Genomic DNA, 20,414 nt, shown 5'->3' with positions numbered 1-20,414 from the left:
CAGTCGGTTACATTTCTTCTTTATTGATATGCAGTTCTTTACGCAGGCGTCCCTCACCCGGCAGGCAGAACAGAGAAGCCGTCAGTCCTATCAGTGCGCACAGTACACCCGTACTGCTCAACACTATATAATAGGTGAAAAAGCCTGCAAGCACCGGTATGGCAAGCAATGCCAGCCGCACGCCACTCCACAACGCATAGAGGCGGAGGGCTTCGGGAAGCGTCACTACATCTATTTTCCTGATCAATACCCATGAAAAGAGTTTCAGGGATACGGGCACGCAAGAGGCAGCCAGCAGAATGGTTATCGTCTCGGCCATATAGGTGGCACGTACATCTCCGGCATACATACCTACCCATTCGCCTCCGGTTTCTCCAAGCAGGACGAGCAGGATGGGAAGCATCCAGAAATAGGCAAAAGTTGTTCGGACACGCGCTGCGGTCTTCTTTATTTGTTCTTCCATTTAGTAAATTGATAGTGGATAATGAATAATTGATAATGGCCCCAAACAATCAGGCAGTTCCGGAAAATGGAGTGCGGTTCACAATACTGCGTCCCAGAGTCACTTCATCCGTATACTCCAATTCGTCACCGATGGAAATGCCACGGGCTATGACGGAGAGCTTCACGCCCAGTTTTTCCAGCTTGCGGTAGATATAAAAGTTGGTGGTATCTCCCTCCATCGTCGTGCTCAGCGCAAGAATCACTTCATTGATGCCGCCGGCGGCTACCCGCCGCACAAGGCTTTCTATCTGCAAGTCTCCGGGGCCAATGCCATCCATCGGCGAGATGACGCCTCCCAGCACGTGATACAAACCACGGAACTGTTGTGTGGCTTCCACAGCCATCACATCGCGGATGTTCTCTACCACACAAACCACAGAGGCGTCCCGTTGCGGACTGGAACAGATACGGCACGTCTCCGTATCTGATATATTATGGCATACCTTGCAATATTTCACTTCATGCTTCAGCGTCACGATGGCATTGCCGAACGCTTCCACCACTGCCGTATCCTGGCGGAGCAGGTGAAGAACCAGCCTCATAGCCGTCTTGCGTCCCACTCCGGGCAACTTGGCAAACTCATTTACCGCCTTCTCCAATAATGTAGAGGGAAACTGTCCATTCATACTTAAAATTCTCCTATTGGCCACAAAGATAGTGCAAACCGAATGCAGAATAAAATGAACTCGTTCATTTTTTATGCTGAGGTGCAGCCTATCTTCGCTTTCTGGGCAAAGATAGTGCAAACTTATGAAATTAGTGCTACCTTTGCCACACGTAAAACCCCAAAAAGGCAATAAAATGGATATTACAAACGCTGAATTCGTCATCAGTAACACAGACGTGCGGAAATGCCCCACCGGTACATTTCCCGAATATGCTTTCATCGGACGCTCCAACGTAGGAAAATCCAGTCTCATCAATATGCTGACCGGGAGAAAAGGGCTCGCCATGACCTCTGCCACACCGGGAAAGACCATGCTCATCAACCATTTCCTCATCAACAAGAGCTGGTACATTGTAGACCTTCCGGGATACGGCTACGCCAAACGGGGACAGAAAGGGCAGGAACAAATCAAACGTATTATAGAAAGTTATATACTGCAACGCGAACAGATGACTTGTCTGTTTGTTCTTATAGATAGCCGGCTGGCTCCCCAAGCCATCGACCTCGAGTTTACGGAATGGCTGGGCGAGAACGGTGTACCCTTTGCCATCGTCTTCACAAAGGCCGACAAACTGAAAGGCGGCAGACTGAACACCCACATCAACGAATACCTGGAACAGTTGAAGGAACAATGGGAAGAGCTGCCCCCCTACTTCATCACCTCTTCTGAAAACCGCATGGGACGGAAAGAACTGCTGGACTATATCGAAAGTATCAACAAAAGCCTGAATAGCAAACAATAGAAATAAGTAAAATGAAAAGATTAGTTTTTTGGCAACTGTTTGTTGCCGCACTACTGCTGACCAGCAATAGTCATGCACAATCCATCAAGGATTTGTTCAACAAAGAAAATATAGAGAAGGCGGTAAATGCCGTGACCGGCAAGTCAACAGCGGATATGACCGGCACTTGGTCGTATACCGGCTCCGCCATTGAATTCGAATCGGACAACCTGCTGCAGAAAGCCGGCGGTGCCGTTGCCGCCACAGCCGCAGAAAAGAAACTGGACGAACAGCTTGCCAAAGTAGGCATCAAAGCCGGGCAAATGTCATTCACATTCAACGCCGACAGCACATTCAGCGCCAAAGTAGGGCAAAAGAGCATGAAGGGAAGCTACTCCTACGATGCATCCACCCAAAAGGTCAACTTGAAATTCGCCAAGCTGATAGGTATGAATGCCAAGGTCAACGCTACCTCCACAACTATGGACCTGCTGTTCGAATCGGACAAGCTACTGAAACTGATAACCTTCCTCTCCAGCAAAAGCAGCAACTCCACTCTGAAGAGTATCGGCTCGCTGGCCAACAGCTACGACGGAATGATGCTCGGATTCTCATTACAGAAACTGTAACAACAACTTCCATACAACAAAAAAATCCCGCAAGCACCGAACAATGCTTGCGGGATTTTTTTATCTGAAAAGAGCGGAAAACGAGACTCGAACTCGCGACCCTAACCTTGGCAAGGTTATGCTCTACCAACTGAGCTATTTCCGCATGGGATGACTCTCCTTTTTTGAGGAGTAAAGTGCCCAGAACAGGACTCGAACCTGCATGCCTCTCGACACACGCACCTGAAACGTGCGCGTCTACCAATTCCGCCACCTGGGCATAAGTCATCTTCAATACATCTGAAAGAGCGGAAAACGAGACTCGAACTCGCGACCCTAACCTTGGCAAGGTTATGCTCTACCAACTGAGCTATTTCCGCAATGTATAAAAGCGTGAAGAGAAGGAGACTCGAACTCCCACGACATAATTGTCACTACCCCCTCAAAGTAGCGCGTCTACCAATTCCGCCACCTCTCCAACTTACTTTCAACAATTCAAAGAACCGACTGCTTTACCTTGGTGCCCAGAACAGGACTCGAACCTGCATGCCTCTCGACACACGCACCTGAAACGTGCGCGTCTACCAATTCCGCCACCTGGGCATAGGTAATTGCAATCTAAACTGCGTTGAGCGGAAAACGAGACTCGAACTCGCGACCCTAACCTTGGCAAGGTTATGCTCTACCAACTGAGCTATTTCCGCGATTGCGGATGCAAAGGTAGATATTTTCCTTAAACCTGCAAACATTCCGCAGACTTTTTTCACACAGAAAAGTGTACATTTTCGCCAGGCATACAAGCAGACTTTTGATTATCAACTCATTCGGCCACGATAATCTTCATAAGAAAATTGCTTGAAAACTTCAGCTTTTCCTTCTTTTGTCCACATTGCAATGGCCGGATGGTGAATTCCATTGAACATATTCGTCTTTACAGTGGTGTAATGTATCATGTCCTCAAAGACGATTCTCTCCCCTATCTGCAGCTCATGGTCGAAACTCCACAGTCCCATATAGTCGCCGCTTAGGCAGGAGTTTCCTCCAAGACGATAGACATAAGGACCCGCATCACCCATCTCCGCTCCACGCACTGCAGGCTGATAGGGCATCTCCAGGCAATCCGGCATGTGGCACGTAAAGCTAACGTTGAGAATGGCAGTACGAATGCCGCGGTTTTCCACGATGTCCACTATCTCCGAGCTCAGCACACCGGTCTGCCAAGTGAAAGCGGAACCGGGCTCAAGAATGATTTGAAGATGCGAATAGCGTCCCTTCAAGCCCTGCAACAGACGGACAAGATGCTCTACATCATAATCCTTACGCGTCATCAGATGCCCGCCTCCTAAATTCAACCACTTAATCTGTGAGAACCAGCGGGAGAATTTTCCTTCCAAGTGCTCCAATGTGTGTTCCAGTTCGTAGGAAGAAGACTCGCAATGACAATGACAGTGAAAACCTTCAATACCCACCGGAAGTTCTTCGGGAAGCGGGTCGGCCATTACACCGAAGCGAGTACCGGGTGCGCAGGGATTATAAAGCTCCGTTTCCACCTCAGAGTATTCGGGATTGATACGGATACCGCAGGAAATGCCGCTTCCCTCCGCCACCACTACCGGATAAAAGCGGTGGAACTGCGAAAGCGAATTGAAAGTGATATGGCTGCTGCACCGCATTATCTCCGGAAAATCGGCCTCGGTATAGGCAGGCGAGTACGTATGTGCCTTACTTCCGAACTCCTCCAATGCCAGACGGGCTTCGTAGACGGAACTTGCCGTAGAGTGGTCTATATACTCCCTGAAAATGGGAAAGGAACGCCACATGGCAAATGATTTGAAAGCGAGGATTATCTCCACACCTGCGCGGTCGGCCACACTTTTTATCAGTGCGAGGTTCTTTCTCAGCAATCCTTCTTCCATAATATAGCAGGGAGAAGGGAAAAGGGAAAAGTCTTTATTTGTCATTCTTCTATCTATATTTACTATTCTAAATTGTCCGTATGTATCGTTCTAACTGTCTTTTTTTAAGATACCACGGTCCTACACTTATACCATCATCCTCTTACAAATATCCCGTTTTTGTGTGAGACAAAAGATGCGACTATCCTATGACAGCACTTTGAAACGCGCGAAGCGCAGCAAAAGTTGTTTGTCTCCCGCATTCTTGAAGCGGATGGTGGCTTTCGCATTGTCTCCTTCGCCCTCCACTTTCAAAACTTCACCCAGGCCGAAACGTTCGTGCTCTATCAGTTGTCCCTGCTGTACACAGTTGGCAGACCCGCCGGCAGAAGGCGATGTACTTGCCGTATTTGCAGAAGGCGCCACCCGTTTCAAATTACGTGGAACGGTCGGCGCAATAATCTGCTGTTTCGGTCGTACAGACACACGTTCTTTTCCTCCATACGGAGCATCTTCCCTATCAGGCGCAAAGCCTCTGGCGTTCTCCCTGCGGAAAGCGGCGGCTTCCTCCTCTACCCTGCGGAACATTCCCGCATCCTGAGGCAGACGCAGGAAACGTATATCTATATCCTTCAGGAAACGGCTGGGACTGCCGAACTCCATCTTGCCATACCGGAAACGTGTCTTTGCATACGACAGGAAACAGTGTTCTTCGGCACGTGTGATGGCTACATAAAACAGCCGCCGTTCTTCCTCCAATGCCCGGGGAGAGTCACCCACCATGCCGCTGGGAAAAAGATTCTCCTCCATCCCCACTACAAACACATTCTTGAACTCCAATCCCTTGGCCGAATGTACAGTCATCAGGGTTATCTTCTCATCGTCCCCATCCTTATCCGAATCCTGGTCGGTAAGAAGGGAAACTTCCGAAAGGAAGTCACCCAACAACACGTTCGGTTTTCCTTCCTCCTGCCGTTGGGCACAAAAATCACTCATACCGTTCACCAGCTCCTCTATATTCTCCTTACGGCTCAGATTCTCGGGAGAGTTGTCCTGACACACATCATTGATGATGCCCGATTGGCGGATAATGTCGGCACCAATCTCATAGGCATTCTTCTCCGCAGCATCTGTGATAAAGGCGGATATAAGTTCGCGGAATGCCTGTAACTTTCCCACCGTACCTTTATTGAAGTTCAAGCCATACGCCAACGGCTCACAAAGCACAGTCCACAAACTGACATTGTGCCCGGTGGCGGCAGCAATGATTTTTCCCACTGTCGTATCTCCGATACCCCGTGCAGGATAATTGATAATACGTTTGAAAGCCTCTTCATCATTGGGATTCACTATCAGACGGAAGTAAGCGATAACATCTTTGATTTCCTTGCGTTGATAGAACGACAAGCCTCCATAAATACGGTAAGGCATACTGCGTTTGCGCATGGCTTCCTCAAAGATACGGCTCTGTGCATTGGTACGGTAGAGTATCGCAAAATCAGAGTAGGCATAGCGCTTTTCACGCCGCAGTTCAGCTATCTTATTCACCACAATATCCCCTTCTTCCACATCACTGTATGCCTGGTACACACCAATGGCCTCTCCCTTCTCCTTTTCCGAGAACACTTCCTTGCGTATCTGCCACTGGTTCTTTTCTATCAGGCTGTTGGCCGCGCGGACAATGGTCTGGGTGGAACGGTAATTCTGCTCCAGCTTGAAGACCTTCGTATCGGGATATACTTTCGTAAAGTAGAGAATATTGTCAATATCGGCACCACGGAAGGAGTAAATACTCTGTGCATCATCCCCCACCACACAGACATGCTGATGGTTCTTGGCAAGTTGCAGCACGATGCTGTGCTGTGCAAAATTGGTATCCTGATACTCATCCACCAGAATGTAACGGAACTGCTCCTGATAACGTGCCAACACCTCGGGGTGGTCTCGGAACAGCAGGAATGTGTAGAACAGCAAATCGTCGAAGTCCATCGCATCCGCCCGCCGGCAACGCTCCCAATATCTCTGGTAGATGTCGCGAAGCGCCGGAACCTTGGCAGCACGGTCTCCTTCGTAAGCCTCCTTGTTGTTGGCATAGCCTGCCGGAGAAACCAGATGATTCTTGGCATTCGAGATACGCGCCTGCACCATCCCCGGCTTGTACACTTTCTCATCCAGCCCCATTTCCTTGATAATGGAACGTATCAAGCTTTTACTGTCCGCCGTATCGTAAATGGTAAACTGCGAAGTGAAGCCGATATGCCCGGCCTCGACATGCAGAATGCGCAGGAACATGGAGTGAAAGGTTCCCATCCACAGATGGCGCGCCCTCTCCGGCCCCATCTGACGGGCTATACGCTCCTTCATTTCGCGCGCCGCCTTGTTGGTAAAGGTCAATGCCAGAATGTTCCAAGGCTGGTAGCCATTCTCCAGCAGATAAGCAATCTTGTAGGTCAGCACGCGCGTCTTTCCCGAACCGGCACCGGCTATCACCAGTGACGGACCGTCATTGTATAACACCGCGTTCCGTTGTCCTTCGTTCAGTTCCTCTATATAATCGGGCATATCCGTATAATCTTAAAATGATGATATTTTTCCTTCCTTTGTTTTTACGGAGGCAAAGATAAAAAAAGCTTCGGAGACGTACGAACATTTCTATAGGTTATAGTGTTTATATAGTAAAGTTCCAAAATTAAATAATTGAAACTTATGAATACAATATTAACGATTTTAATGATAACAGTTATGACTTACGAAATGCCAAAACTTCCCTACACTAACAATGCACTGGAACCTGTAATCAGTCAGCAAACCATAGATTACCACTACGGTAAACATCTGCAAACCTACGTGAACAACCTCAACAACCTCGTTCCGGGAACGGAATTTGAAGGCAAAGACCTGGTAACCATTGTTGCCACAGCACCGGACGGTGCCATCTTCAACAATGCAGGACAAGTGTTGAACCACACATTATACTTCTTACAGTTTGCTCCGAAGCCTGCCCACAGCGAGCCTACCGGCAAGCTGGCAGAAGCCATCAAACGCGACTTCGGCAGCTTTGAGAATTTCAAGAAGGAATTCAACGCGGCAGCTGTCGGCTTGTTCGGCTCCGGATGGGCTTGGTTGTCTGCCGACAAGAACGGCAAACTCCACATCACCAAAGAAGCCAACGGTAGCAATCCGGTACGCGCCGGTCTTGTTCCGCTACTCGGATTCGACGTGTGGGAACATGCCTACTATCTTGATTACCAGAACCGCCGTGCCGACCATGTGAACGAACTGTGGAGCATCATCGACTGGGATGTAGTAGGTAAAAGACTGAAATAAGCAACAAGGTCCCACTAAACATGTTAATGACGCATTCTTGAGCAACTAAGATTCAAGAATGCGTTTTCTTGTTTAAAATAGCCATCTAACATATTTTAAAGAAATTCTTTGGCTTCTACCATAAGTATTCATTAACTTTGCTAAACTTAAAAGTTAAACAAAAGAAATGAAACTCATCGTAGTAACAGCACCCACATTTTTTGTGGAAGAAGACAAGATTATCACGGCACTATTCGAAGAGGGGCTGGATATTCTACATCTGAGGAAGCCGGAAACTCCCGCCATGTATTCAGAACGGCTTTTAACGCTGATACCCGAAAAATACCATAAGCGCATCATTACCCATGAGCACTTCTACCTGCAGGAAGAGTTCAGCCTGATGGGGATTCATCTAAACACCCGCAATTCCAAAGAGCCCCACGACTATTCGGGCCACATCAGTTGCACCTGCCATTCACTGGACGAAGTGCAGAACAAGAAGCATTTCTATGACTATCTGTTCCTAAGCCCGATATATAATTGCATCACAAAGTCCGGAGTCACGTCCGGCTTCACAGCCGAAGAGTTGCGGCAAGCAGGAAAAAGTAAGGTCATAGACAGTAGAGTCATGGCTTTGGGAGGCATTACTCCCGACAACATACTGGAGATTAAGGATTACGGATTCGGTGGTGCCGTTGTAATGGGTGACTTATGGAATAAATTCAATGCCTGCACCGACCGCGATTATCTGGAAGTAATCCGCCACTTCAAGAAGTTGAAGAAAATGGCTGATTGAGCCTTCTTGGACTGGCAAATCAAAATTTACCGTACTCTTTGTATTCAATACCGGCAGGCAACGTGAAATAGAAGGTGGAGCCTTCCCCTTTCTTAGACTCCACACCGATACCTCCCCCATAGTGCTCCACAATAGATTTGGTGATGGAAAGCCCCAACCCCGTACCTTTGATATTGTAGTTCATCTTCACAAACCGTTCAAAGATGGCATGTCTTCCCACTTCATCGATACCACAGCCTGTATCTGCCACATAAAAATAGAAGTTATGGTTGCTCAATCTCCTGCAACCGATTTTCACACTGCCCATCTCCGTAAACTTCAAGGCGTTCCTCACCAAGTTACCTATGACTTGGGCAAAACGCACGCGGTCTACCACCAAACGGCATTGAGGCAGCCGTTCTACAAACTCCACCTGAATGCCCGTGGGATGCGAGCGCATATTCTCCGTCGTACAGACTTCATCAATCAGCGCGTTTACATCCACTTCTCCATCGTTATATTCCAGAGTATTTGCCTCAATCTTCGAATAGTCCAGCAAGTCATTGACCAGTTGCAGCAGCGAGTCCTTGTTATCATTAATCTCCTTCAGAAAAGCCATACGGGTTTCTCTGTCCAAATTATCCATTTCGGCAAGCATAGTTGTAAAGCCTACAATGGCATTCAAAGGAGTACGAATTTCGTGAGTCATATTAGCGATGAAAGCATTCTTCAGCTGGTTGGATTCTTCGGCAACCTCATTGATGCGCTGCAACGTCTTCAACCTTTTGCTCTTGCTGATGGAAATGATTATCATGATGACCAAAAGCAGAATGACAATTATCCCAAAACTATATACCAATGCTTCATTATTCTGATAGAAGTCATTCGTCCAAACATCGTATGCTGCCGTAATTGTCAATATCATCGTTTTTTGCTTGCTTATTGGAAACTATAAAATTATGGGAAGCAAATATACTAAAGAAAATACAAATAAATTAATAGAAACTACAGTTTTTTCCAACAAAATGGGCCGCATGCCATTACCAAGTAAAGCATGCAGCCCATAAATGTCATTATTCAGTATTATTGAAATCAGCCTTCAATGGCAGCCTGCGCCGCAGCCAGACGTGCAATAGGCACACGGAACGGAGAACAGCTGACATAATTCAAGCCAACTTTGTGGCAGAACTTCACAGAAGAAGGCTCACCGCCATGTTCGCCGCAGATACCGCACTTCAAATCCGGACGGATAGCACGTCCCTTTTCAGTAGCCATGCGCACCAACTGTCCTACACCATTCTGGTCGAGTACCTGGAACGGGTCTACTTTCAGAATCTTCTTCTCCAGATAAATCGGGAGGAAGGAAGCGATATCGTCGCGTGAATAACCAAATGTCATCTGAGTCAAGTCGTTCGTACCGAATGAGAAGAACTCGGCAGAGGAAGCAATGCGGTCGGCAGTCAAGGCGGCACGCGGAATCTCAATCATTGTACCTACCTTGAAGTCGATGCTGTCACCCACTTCTTCAAACAGCTGGGCAGCCTCAGCACGAATCACTTCTTCCTGCTGCTTGAACTCATACAAGATACCGGTCAGAGGCACCATGATTTCAGGATGGGTTTCAACACCTTCCTTCTTCAATTCCAAAGCAGCACCCAGGATGGCACGCGTCTGCATCTGTGTAATTTCAGGATATGTATTTCCCAAACGGCAACCACGATGACCCAACATCGGATTATGCTCACAAAGTGCCTCAACACGTTGCTGGATATACTGGAGGCTCACGCCCATCGTATCTGCCATTTCCTGCTGTCCCTTCAGGTCATGGGGAACAAACTCATGCAAAGGAGGATCAAGCAGACGCACCGTCACCGGACAGCCTTCCATTGCTTTGAAAATTCCCTTGAAGTCAGCTTGCTGGTAGGGAAGAATCTTAGCCAAAGCCTTGCGGCGCCCTTCTGCATTTTCTGCCAGAATCATCTCGCGCATGGCTTTAATCTTCTCGCCTTCAAAGAACATGTGTTCCGTACGGCAAAGACCGATACCCACAGCGCCAAAATTACGTGCTACTGCGGCATCATGAGGAGTATCCGCATTGGTACGAACCTGCAGCTTCGTATATTTGTCTGCCAAATCCATCAGTTCCGCAAAGTCACCGGACAGCTCAGCCGCTTTTGTCTCCACCTTGTCTTTATATACTTCACCGGTGCTTCCGTTCAAGGAGATATAGTCACCTTCTTTCAACAGTACACCATCCACTTCCACTGTACGCGCCTTGTAGTCGATGTTCAAGGCACCTGCACCGGACACACAGCACTTACCCATACCACGGGCAACCACTGCCGCATGCGAAGTCATACCACCGCGGGCAGTCAGGATACCTTCGGCAACTGCCATACCTGCCAAATCTTCCGGAGAAGTCTCGATACGTACCATCACCACACGCTTGCCGGCAGCATGCCATTCGGCAGCATCATCGGCAAAGAATACGATTTGTCCCGTAGCGGCACCCGGAGAAGCGGGAAGACCACGGGTCAATACCTTGGCTTGCTTCAGCGCTGTCTTGTCAAATACCGGGTGGAGCAATTCGTCCAACTTATTGGGCTCGCAACGCATCAATGCGGTTTTTTCGTCAATCATACCTTGATGCAGCAAATCTACGGCAATCTTCACCATAGCGGCACCGGTACGCTTACCATTACGGGTCTGGAGAAACCAGAGTTTACCCTCTTGTACGGTAAACTCCATATCCTGCATATCACGGTAGTGGTTTTCGAGCTTCGTCTGCAAAGCATCCAATTCTTTATAGATTTCCGGCATAGCCTCCTCCATGGAAGGATACTTGCTGGCACGTTCTTCTTCGCTTACACCGGCCAATTCAGCCCAACGTTGAGAACCGATTTTTGTAATCTGTTGCGGAGTACGGATACCGGCAACCACGTCTTCGCCTTGTGCATTAATCAAATACTCACCGTTGAAAAGGTCTTCACCGGTAGCAGCATCGCGGCTGAAGCAAACACCCGTAGCAGAGCTCTCGCCCATATTACCGAATACCATAGCCTGAACGCTTACGGCAGTACCCCATTCGTCAGGAATTCCCTCCATCTTACGATACAAGATGGCGCGTTCGTTCATCCAGGAGTTGAATACGGCACAAACGGCACCCCACAACTGCTCGTAGGCACAAGTCGGGAAGTCTTTTCCGGTTTGTTCTTTCACCGCAGCCTTGAACTTCTTCACGAGTTCCTTAAGGTCTTCCACCTCAAGCTCGTTATCCAGCTTCACGCCTTTAGCATGTTTCACATCTTCTATAATAGCCTCGAACGGGTCTACATCTTCCTTGTTCACCGGCTTCATACCCAGCACCACGTCGCCATACATCTGCACGAAACGACGGTAAGAGTCCCATGCAAAGCGTGCATTGCCCGTCTTACGCGTCAGGCCTTCCACCACTTCGTCATTCAAGCCAAGATTCAGGATAGTGTCCATCATGCCCGGCATGGAAGCGCGTGCACCCGAACGAACGGAAACCAGCAACGGATTCTCCACATCACCGAATTTGGAACGCATCAGCGTCTCCACATGGGCAATGGCCTGTTCAACTTCGTTCTTCAACAGAGCAACGACTTTATCCTGCCCCATTTCATAATATTCCGTACAAACTTCTGTCGTTATTGTAAAGCCCGGAGGAACCGGAACCCCTATAAGGTTCATTTCTGCAAGGTTAGCACCTTTCCCACCCAAAAGGTTTCTCATATCGGCCTTTCCTTCTGCCTGGCCGTTACCAAAGGTATAAACTCTTTTTTTGTCCATAATATAAATTTAAAGTTTTTGATAGTGATTTCTCTTTTCTGTTCGCAAATCTAAGTATATTTCGCAGACTAGAAAACTTTTTCAGAAAAAACTTTATGCTAAAATGCAATTTCGACATTGCAATCTTTAATATTTCATTTCATAGAGAGAAATCCCGAAAAAATGTCTATTTTTGCCGAAGAATTTATTAGATTGGTGTAAAAGTGGCAAGAAAGAGAAAAGAACTTCCCCTACTGGAGAAGGTGACAATTACGGATGTGGCTGCCGAAGGAAAAGCCATCGCAAAAGTCAATGATTTGGTGATTTTCGTACCATATGTCGTCCCCGGCGATGTAGTTGACCTGCAAATTAAGAGAAAAAAGCATCATTATGCTGAAGCCGAGGCTGTGAAATTCCATGAATATTCGGCAGTACGGGCAGTTCCATTCTGCCAACATTATGGTGTATGCGGCGGTTGTAAATGGCAGGTTCTCCCCTATTCCGAGCAAATCAAGTATAAGCAAAAACAAGTAACGGACAACCTCACCCGCATCGGCAAAATCGAATTGCCGGAAATCTCTCCGATATTAGGTTCAGAAAAAGCTCAGTTCTACCGGAATAAACTGGAGTACACTTTTTCCAACAAACGTTGGCTGACGACAGAAGAGGTTCAGCAGAATGTAGTGTACGAACAGATGAATGCCGTAGGCTTCCATATTCCCAATGCTTTCGATAAAGTGCTTGCCATAGAAAAGTGCTGGTTGCAGGACGATATATCCAACTGCATCCGCAATGCGGTACGCGACTATGCCTACCAGCACAACTATTCCTTCATCAACCTGCGTACGCATGAAGGAATGCTACGCAATATGATTGTGCGTACCTCTACCACCGGCGAACTGATGGTAATCCTCATCTGCAAGATAGAGAAAGAGGAGGAAATGGCTCTGTTCAAGCAAATGCTGCAATACATAGCAGATACATTCCCCGAAATCACTTCCCTGCTATACATTATTAATAATAAGTGCAACGATACCATCACCGACCTCGAGGTACACACCTTCAAGGGAAAAGACCACATCTTCGAGGAAATGGAGGGACTGCGCTTCAAGGTAGGTCCCAAATCTTTCTATCAGACCAACTCCGAACAAGCCTACAACCTCTACAAAGTAGCGCGCAACTTTGCCGGACTGACCGGTAACGAGCTTGTTTATGACCTTTATACCGGCACGGGTACCATTGCCAATTTCGTATCCAAGCACGCACGCCAGGTAATCGGCATAGAATATGTGCCCGAAGCCATTGAAGACGCCAAGGTCAATGCCGAGATTAACGGAATTAAAAATACATTGTTCTTTGCCGGAGATATGAAAGACATGCTGACACAAGACTTCATCAACCAATACGGCCGTCCCGATGTCATCATCACCGACCCTCCCCGTGCCGGAATGCACCAGGATGTAGTGGATGTCATTCTGTTTGCCGAACCCAAACGCATCGTATACGTCAGCTGTAATCCGGCTACGCAGGCGCGCGACCTGCAACTGCTCGATGCGAAATATAAAGTGAAGGCCGTTCAACCGGTAGACATGTTCCCGCACACCCACCATGTGGAAAACGTAGTATTATTGGAATTAAAAGATTGAAAGTCCAAGTAGTTTTCAATCGTAAATTGTAAATTGTCTAATCGTAAATTAAAACCAGTCGTGGCAAAAGAAAAAATTACAGCAAGAGCCCGCACACAATATACGGACTACATGGTGAAGGAACCGATGGAGCTCATGGAGTTTCTGGCAGCTAAAATGCCGGACGCCAGCCGCACCAAGCTGAAATCATTGCTGAGCAAACGCATTATATATGTGGACAGCGTTATCACTACACAATACAATTTTCCCCTGAAACCGGGTATGAAAGTACAAATCAGCCGTGAGAAGGGACGTAAAGAGTTCAACCATAAACTGATGAAGATTGTATACGAGGATGCCTATATCATCGTGATAGAGAAGATGCAGGGTTTGCTGTCCGTCAACACTGACCGGCAAAAGGAACGTACCGCCTATACCATCTTGAATGAATACGTGCAACGCTCGGGCAAGCAGCACCGTGTACACATCGTGCACCGCCTGGACCGTGACACCTCCGGCTTGATGATGTTTGCCAAAGACGAGAAGACCCAACGTACACTACGCGATAACTGGCATGGCATTGTAACAGACCGGCGATACGTAGCCGTAGTGGTCGGCGAGATGGAAAAAGATGCAGGAACCGTGGTTTCTTGGTTGACAGACCGTAAGCTGTATGTATACTCCAGCCCGACAGATGACGGGGGACAAGAATCCATTACGCATTACCGTACCATCAAACGAGCCAATGGATACTCTCTCGTTGAACTGAACCTGGAAACGGGACGAAAAAACCAGATACGTGTACACATGCAGGATTTGGGGCATCCCATTATCGGCGACGGACGCTATGGACTGGAAGACGTAAATCCTATCGGACGCTTGGCCCTGCATGCTTTCAAACTCTGTTTCTATCATCCCGTCACGGGAGAGCTGATGCGGTTTGAAACACCTTATCCGGGAGAGTTCAAGAAATTGGTTTTGAAGAATAAGTAAAAAGCTGACATACAATAAAAAACGGAGCAATTGATTTGCTCCGTTTTTTATTGATAAGCATGTCGTCATTGCCGACGCATACGAAAAGGCTGTCCGTGAATATTATCTTGATATTCCCTCCAGCTATTATACCAAGTACCACTGAAAGAATAAGAATCAGCCATGGCTCCTTCAATGTAAGCCATGCTGCCATCATCATAGAATTCCAATTCCATCAGATTGTAAGCCCCACTAACCCAATTCCATCTGAAAAGCAAATAATTCGGGTCGCCATATGAACCAATAGTACCTTGGTTGCGCGCGTTAAAGGTCATAATCGTCCCCCTACCCCAAGTATATGCCCCGAAATCTATTTCTTCAGATGTATACCATTCACCGGGCAGATTATATTCCGTTTCTTCCTCACTATCACATGATGTCAATCCTAATACAAGGACAAACAACAATAACATTTTTGTGTATTTCAACATATTATTCATAAGCCATACTTTATTTATAATTAGCATCTACCATCATAACAACCACTCCATCCAGTTTACCGGATAAATAATGTTCGCGCACCCATACATTATCAAAGTACTTGATTTCACCGGCACCATAATTCAGAGTCAACCCCTCCATAGACTTATCCATCCATTTCCAAGTAAAAGTACGTGAAGTCGTTTCATAGGGACGGGACTCGCCTCCGCGATAATACTCCCAGATTTCCTGTCCAGAATTATCAGCCTTGGCAAACTTCAGCTGATGACTGCATAACACTTCAACTCCATCTTTGTTTTCCGTCTGATATTCTTCTATCCACGTCTTCCCACACAATTTGTCGTCGCTATTCTGCATGGTATAATATACATCATCCCCACAAGACGCCAGCCCAATCGTAAATACACACAACAGCAATATCTTCACATAATTCAAAGTCTTCATAAGTTATCGAGTTTAGTTAATACTTGTGGACAAACATACACAAAAAAAATGAAACACTTAATACTTAGCCTGGAATTTCTTGTAGAAGACAAGGAATAAAATAAATCCCATCAGTGCAAACGGTACGCCTGCCAATGCGGGATAACGGTATCCTCCACTCAAGGCAAGACCTCCGATATAGGCTCCGATAGCATTCCCCAAATTGAAGGCCATCTGCACACAAGCGCCTCCCAACATTTCTCCTCCAGGGGCCACACGAATCATCAACACCTGCTCCGGACTGGAGACGGCAAACAAACCTGCCGTACAGAGTGTCATCAATATTGCCGAACACCACGGATGGGGCGAGAGTAAAAATATCAATAATAAAATAACACATATCATCCCTTGCACCACCGTACCGACCTTCCCCGGAGTGTACCGGTCGGACATGCGCCCACTGACCAGATTGCCGACAACCATTCCGAATCCTGCCAGTACCATCAGCGCTGTAATGCTTTCCGCACTAAAACCGGAAACCTCGGTCAGCAACGGGGTGATGTAGCTATACCAGCAGAATACGCCACCGTTGCCCAAAGCCGTAGCTCCCAATATGAGCCACGGCGCCGGCTTCTTCAAAAAACGGAACTGTCCTTTAAATCCCGTGTCTTTCAGTCCTTCGACCTGCGGTACCCAACGCCAAATGTAGTACAATGTTATCAATCCCCAGGCACCTACCAGCAGAAACGTGGCACGCCAAGACAGTGTATGGCTCAACGAAGTACCCAACGGCACCCCAAACAGATTGGCCACAGTCATTCCCGCTATCATAATTGAAACCGCCTCCGAGCTTTTCCCCTTATCAGCCAATTTTCCCGCAACAATGGAAGCCACCCCAAAATAAGCGCCATGAGGAAGTCCGGAAACAAAACGTCCCAACAGCAAGACCCAATAATTGGGTGCCATAGACGCACAAATATTACCCACAATCATTAATGTCATCAAGACCAGCAGAATCTGCTTCAACGGACGTTTGCGGGCCAGGAGCAGCATGGGTGCACCAAAACAGACACCCAACGCATACGCAGAAATGAAATGACCGGCCACGGGAATGCTGATTCCCAAATCAGTAGCCACATAGGGCAAGATACCCATCATCGTAAATTCGGCAATCCCCAGCCCCAATGTACCGAATGCCAATGCAATAAGACTCTTCTTCATACCTTAAAAAAACAACCTATATTTTTTACCGGGCGCAAAGATAGTGACATTGCATTCTCCAAATAAAAAGGATACCGAATTATTTTCAGTATCCTTCTTCATTTTTTATCTTATATCAATTGTATACCCACCATTAAAGACTTCTCCCGGTATCAAGTGCTGCATCCAGTCCTTATTCTTATATTCACCTTTATAATGGGCACTGTCACAACGCCCGTACCACGGCTCGATGCAGACAAACGGAGCATTCTTGGCCGGAGGCGACCACAGCCCCACCACCGGAGTGTCGAAATACAGACTGAGATAGGGCTTCTTCTCCTTATTATATAATGTAACTTCTTTCACTTGACTGTTTTCCAGAATCAGGGCATCTTTATCAAAGGAGTGGATGTTCAAAGGCAGCAGGCCACCTGTCAACTCAAGTAAATATTCCTTATCCGGAGCGGCACATCCTTTCTCGGAGATAAGGATATAGTACAAACCTTCCGTCTTATCAAAGCCGAAATATCCACGGTCCGTTGTCTCCGCATCATAGTCCGGGTAATAGAAAGCCGGATGGGCCCCTATCTGGAAGTGCATTTCGCGTGTTCCGGTATTGATGACTTTCCAAAGCACTTCAATCTTCTTTCCCTCTATCCGATAGCCTATCTCAAGGCAAAACGGGAAAGGATATTTCTTGCGTGTTTCCTCACTGTCAACCAGTCGATAACGCACTTCATCTTCCAGTTCAAGCATCAATTCAAAATCCATATCGCGGGCAAAACCGTGTTGCGTCAATGCATAGGAAACGCCTTCGTGGCGGTATTCATTCTCCCAAACGCTGCCTACAATGGGAAAAAGCACCGGAGAATGCCGTTTCCAGAAAGCAGGGTCTGCCTGCCAAAGATATTCTTTTCCATCATGCAAGATACTGCATAACTCGGCTCCATGCGGTGAAACTTTAATTGTCAGTTCTGAATTAGAAAGTGTTTTCATATCATATATCATTTTGTTATTTTCTCATATAGTGTGGCATCTCTCCGGGTATTTCCATCGAAATCTCCACCAGGCCACCGACCACTCCGTCCTGCTTCCATGCCGTCTGATAAATCATTTTCTTGACACCGTTCTTCTCAATTGTGTAGGCATTCACTCCCCCCGTCTCCAGCAGTTCGCGTATCTTGGCTTGCGATTGCGGGTTGTGGCAATCAAAGAGATTCTTGCCTATCAGGTCACCGTGTTTGGCAAACGTACGGCATGCTTTCTCGTTCATATATAGGATGATTCCCTTTGTGTCGCATACAGTTACGGCACAGTTCATTTCATTGGCCCATTCGTACATAATTCTTTATTTTTAATTGGCTATTTTCTATGCACTTGAAATACATTTACAGAAAACTCTTCAAAGTCAAATGTCCTTTTCTCTATCGAATTATTATTGCATTAATCCTCCTTCTATGAAGAAAACGACTTCATTCAATCGTTCTTTATTCGATTCTTCATCTTTGAAAATAGCTGGAGTGAAGATTATCCTATCTTGAATCAGATTATCTACCAAATCCCACATGACTTCATGGTACAGCATCACCATTGCCACTTTTTCATTGTCAATACCATATTGGCTTGCTAAGGAGCCACAATTATTCTTTAGTTCCGCACTGATAGAGTTTACCAATTTTTCAGTTATTTGATGAAAGCGGTCTTGCCGTTTCTTTATAATAGGAAATAATACATCTCCATTATCATCTACCAGCCCATAAGGTTTTAACTGAGAAACGAGTTTGGCATCTGTTACTTTTCCGAACTGTGCTATTTCATCAGCACAATGGTCCATAATGTCGTTGTCAGGAGCAATGCCGCTATTGATGTAAGTCAAAATCAAATTCTGTTCTCCGAAACCATTCGTACCGCATGCAAAGCCATTTCTTGATTCGTATAATACCCAGTAACAGCCACTCCAGCTTGTATAATTGTCAACATCCTCAAACAAGACTAACTTTGTCCACATTTTTCCATCCAGAAGGTATGAAAAAACAAGTGAGAGTACATTGTTCTTGAATCCCATTTCACTGATATTTTGTGCCAATGATATAAAGTCTGCCTTTGTTTTGACATACATGGATTCAGCAATCTCCTTACTTAAGCTTCTTAGAGAATTGGTCTGTTCTTTGTCGAGAATGGGTATAGTAGCTTTCCATTTTCCTTTTGTTTTACTGACAAGTCCACCTACTTCCAATAACAATAATTGGCTATCAGAGCATTTAATACCCATTTCACGAAGTTCGGCTTGAGTACGTGGAGTCCGTAAATTGTATAGTATTTCCCAATTATTATCTGGCGTTACATAGTCTTCGGGCTGATGTCCGTTCACTGCAACAAACTGGGTTGCTTCCCATTCGCTATAAGGTCTTATCGATATTTGTGCTTTAATCATTGTGGTAACGGACAATAAGGTAAACAACAATAATAAGTCCGGATAATATTTCATATATCGCTTAATTTTAGTTTTGTTCATCATTCATGCACTTCTCTTATGTAACAAAGATAACGTTTTTTTCAATTCCTCTCTCAAACCTATAACAAAAAACTTCCCGACTACCAATAAAAAACTTCCTAACTACTAATAGTAAAGTTTGCAAGTATAGAGATAAAGAATTACCTTCGCCCTTGGGGATTTCTATCCCAAGCCTTGGGATAGAAATCCCCAACCTTGGCATACACATCCGCAACCTTGGGACAAACTCTGTAAGCCCCAATAAACAAACGAACCTCATAACAACGCTACCATCATGGCAGAATACAACATGCAGGAACTGAACCTGCCGGGAGAAGACGGCAAACGCATCCTCTACCCACGAATGAAACTATACGGGCAGGTGAACTTGGAAACCATCACCGAAAAGATAGCATACGCCTCATCCTTCACACGAGGAGACATCATCGGACTGATGCAAGCCATCACCGACGAAATAGCCTACCAAATGGGGCAAGGTTACTCCGTGAAGATTGACAACTTAGGAGTATTCACCCCTGCCCTCGGTCTGCGGCAAGACCGTGAACGGGAGACGGGCGAAGAAGGAGACACCAAGCGAAACGCCGTCAGCATCTGCCTGAAGGACATACATTTCAAGGTGGACAAAGAACTACTGTACCGTACCGCTCGCCATTGCCACCTGAAACGTTCCACCGACAAATTCCAACGCTCCTCACAAGTGTTTTCTCCGCAGGAACGGCTGGAACGGGCAAAAAAATACCTGGAAAAGAACAGCTTCATGACCCAAGCCGACTATTGCCAACTGACCGGCTTATTGAAGTCCGCCGCCTCCCGCGAGTTGCGCGAATGGATAGCCAATCCCGAATCGGGCATCGACTACAAAGGACGAGGAACACACAAGATTTATATTCTAAGGAAACCATAACCCAC

Annotated in this window: 19 protein-coding genes and 6 tRNA genes; 7 read left to right on the top strand and 18 right to left on the bottom strand. The window is 46.6% G+C overall.

Going from position 1 to position 20,414, the window contains the following annotated elements; genetic code table 11:
- Positions 1-7 precede the first annotated feature (7 nt).
- A complete protein-coding gene (locus NQ510_RS12520; protein WP_005824667.1) occupies positions 8-463 on the bottom strand; it encodes a hypothetical protein in 456 nt (151 codons plus the stop codon).
- 49 nt (positions 464-512) lie between these two features.
- Positions 513-1,130 carry a recombination mediator RecR gene (gene recR / locus NQ510_RS12515; RefSeq protein ID WP_005824669.1) on the bottom strand — a complete coding sequence of 206 codons (618 nt, stop codon included), beginning with the start codon at positions 1,128-1,130 and terminating at the stop codon, positions 513-515.
- A gap of 175 nt (positions 1,131-1,305) precedes the next feature.
- Between recR and yihA the strand changes: the two genes are divergently transcribed.
- Positions 1,306-1,914: a ribosome biogenesis GTP-binding protein YihA/YsxC gene (gene yihA / locus NQ510_RS12510; protein WP_005836522.1), complete on the top strand. Its 609-nt coding sequence runs from the start codon at positions 1,306-1,308 to the stop codon at positions 1,912-1,914.
- An 11-nt stretch (positions 1,915-1,925) separates the two neighbouring features.
- Positions 1,926-2,522 carry a DUF4923 family protein gene (locus tag NQ510_RS12505; RefSeq protein WP_005836520.1) on the top strand — a complete coding sequence of 199 codons (597 nt, stop codon included), beginning with the start codon at positions 1,926-1,928 and terminating at the stop codon, positions 2,520-2,522.
- 72 nt (positions 2,523-2,594) lie between these two features.
- Here NQ510_RS12505 and NQ510_RS12500 read toward each other — a convergent pair.
- The 8 genes from NQ510_RS12500 to NQ510_RS12465 form a co-directional block, all read right to left on the bottom strand.
- Positions 2,595-2,667 (bottom strand) — tRNA-Gly (locus NQ510_RS12500).
- Positions 2,668-2,699: 32 nt separating this feature from the next.
- A tRNA-Leu gene (locus NQ510_RS12495) sits at positions 2,700-2,781 on the bottom strand.
- 27 nt (positions 2,782-2,808) lie between these two features.
- Positions 2,809-2,881 (bottom strand) — tRNA-Gly (locus NQ510_RS12490).
- Between the two features lie 14 nt (positions 2,882-2,895).
- Positions 2,896-2,979 (bottom strand) — tRNA-Leu (locus tag NQ510_RS12485).
- A 40-nt stretch (positions 2,980-3,019) separates the two neighbouring features.
- Positions 3,020-3,104 (bottom strand) — tRNA-Leu (locus tag NQ510_RS12480).
- A gap of 28 nt (positions 3,105-3,132) precedes the next feature.
- A tRNA-Gly gene (locus NQ510_RS12475) sits at positions 3,133-3,205 on the bottom strand.
- A 111-nt stretch (positions 3,206-3,316) separates the two neighbouring features.
- Complete coding sequence (gene nspC / locus NQ510_RS12470) at positions 3,317-4,462, bottom strand: carboxynorspermidine decarboxylase (RefSeq protein WP_008663287.1); 1,146 nt, start codon at positions 4,460-4,462, stop codon at positions 3,317-3,319.
- Positions 4,463-4,603: 141 nt separating this feature from the next.
- Positions 4,604-6,958: an ATP-dependent helicase gene (locus tag NQ510_RS12465; RefSeq protein ID WP_005828369.1), complete on the bottom strand. Its 2,355-nt coding sequence runs from the start codon at positions 6,956-6,958 to the stop codon at positions 4,604-4,606.
- 144 nt (positions 6,959-7,102) lie between these two features.
- Here NQ510_RS12465 and NQ510_RS12460 point away from each other — a divergent pair, with 144 nt between their 5' ends.
- Positions 7,103-7,723, top strand: coding sequence for a superoxide dismutase (locus NQ510_RS12460; protein WP_005828364.1), 621 nt, complete (start codon positions 7,103-7,105; stop codon positions 7,721-7,723).
- A 166-nt stretch (positions 7,724-7,889) separates the two neighbouring features.
- Complete coding sequence (locus NQ510_RS12455; RefSeq protein ID WP_005828361.1) at positions 7,890-8,498, top strand: thiamine phosphate synthase; 609 nt, start codon at positions 7,890-7,892, stop codon at positions 8,496-8,498.
- A 19-nt stretch (positions 8,499-8,517) separates the two neighbouring features.
- On the opposite strand, the gene NQ510_RS12450 is transcribed toward NQ510_RS12455, so the two are convergent.
- Together NQ510_RS12450 and ppdK are read right to left on the bottom strand one after the other, a co-directional pair.
- Entirely contained in the window at positions 8,518-9,402 is an 885-nt protein-coding gene (locus tag NQ510_RS12450; RefSeq protein WP_005828359.1) for a sensor histidine kinase, read from the bottom strand.
- A gap of 167 nt (positions 9,403-9,569) precedes the next feature.
- Positions 9,570-12,290, bottom strand: coding sequence for a pyruvate, phosphate dikinase (gene ppdK, locus NQ510_RS12445; protein ID WP_005828357.1), 2,721 nt, complete (start codon positions 12,288-12,290; stop codon positions 9,570-9,572).
- 203 nt (positions 12,291-12,493) lie between these two features.
- Here ppdK and rlmD point away from each other — a divergent pair, with 203 nt between their 5' ends.
- Together rlmD and NQ510_RS12435 are read left to right on the top strand one after the other, a co-directional pair.
- Positions 12,494-13,915 carry a 23S rRNA (uracil(1939)-C(5))-methyltransferase RlmD gene (gene rlmD, locus NQ510_RS12440; RefSeq protein ID WP_005828355.1) on the top strand — a complete coding sequence of 474 codons (1,422 nt, stop codon included), beginning with the start codon at positions 12,494-12,496 and terminating at the stop codon, positions 13,913-13,915.
- 60 nt (positions 13,916-13,975) lie between these two features.
- Positions 13,976-14,887: an RluA family pseudouridine synthase gene (locus NQ510_RS12435; protein WP_005828353.1), complete on the top strand. Its 912-nt coding sequence runs from the start codon at positions 13,976-13,978 to the stop codon at positions 14,885-14,887.
- A 65-nt stretch (positions 14,888-14,952) separates the two neighbouring features.
- Here the strand turns inward: NQ510_RS12435 and NQ510_RS12430 are convergent, their stop codons facing one another.
- The 6 genes from NQ510_RS12430 to NQ510_RS12405 form a co-directional block, all read right to left on the bottom strand.
- Complete coding sequence (locus NQ510_RS12430) at positions 14,953-15,366, bottom strand: hypothetical protein (RefSeq protein WP_005836471.1); 414 nt, start codon at positions 15,364-15,366, stop codon at positions 14,953-14,955.
- 10 nt (positions 15,367-15,376) lie between these two features.
- Entirely contained in the window at positions 15,377-15,811 is a 435-nt protein-coding gene (locus NQ510_RS12425) for a hypothetical protein (RefSeq protein ID WP_005828348.1), read from the bottom strand.
- A gap of 57 nt (positions 15,812-15,868) precedes the next feature.
- On the bottom strand, positions 15,869-17,011 hold the full coding sequence (araJ, locus tag NQ510_RS12420; protein WP_005828346.1) for an MFS transporter AraJ: 1,143 nt from the start codon (positions 17,009-17,011) through the stop codon (positions 15,869-15,871).
- 105 nt (positions 17,012-17,116) lie between these two features.
- Positions 17,117-17,986, bottom strand: a complete 870-nt coding sequence (locus NQ510_RS12415) for an aldose 1-epimerase family protein (protein ID WP_034525631.1) — start codon at positions 17,984-17,986, stop codon at positions 17,117-17,119.
- A gap of 16 nt (positions 17,987-18,002) precedes the next feature.
- Positions 18,003-18,332, bottom strand: a complete 330-nt coding sequence (locus NQ510_RS12410) for a PAS domain-containing protein (protein WP_005828341.1) — start codon at positions 18,330-18,332, stop codon at positions 18,003-18,005.
- Between the two features lie 93 nt (positions 18,333-18,425).
- Complete coding sequence (locus NQ510_RS12405; RefSeq protein WP_005828339.1) at positions 18,426-19,508, bottom strand: hypothetical protein; 1,083 nt, start codon at positions 19,506-19,508, stop codon at positions 18,426-18,428.
- A gap of 271 nt (positions 19,509-19,779) precedes the next feature.
- Between NQ510_RS12405 and NQ510_RS12400 the strand changes: the two genes are divergently transcribed.
- A complete protein-coding gene (locus tag NQ510_RS12400; RefSeq protein ID WP_005828335.1) occupies positions 19,780-20,409 on the top strand; it encodes an HU family DNA-binding protein in 630 nt (209 codons plus the stop codon).
- The last annotated feature ends 5 nt before the right edge of the window (positions 20,410-20,414 follow it).

This window comes from Bacteroides uniformis, from assembly GCF_025147485.1.
Taxonomy (GTDB): Bacteria; Bacteroidota; Bacteroidia; order Bacteroidales; family Bacteroidaceae; genus Bacteroides; species Bacteroides uniformis.
Note: the sequence above shows the minus strand (reverse complement) of the source record. Positions and strands in the feature narration are given on the sequence as shown.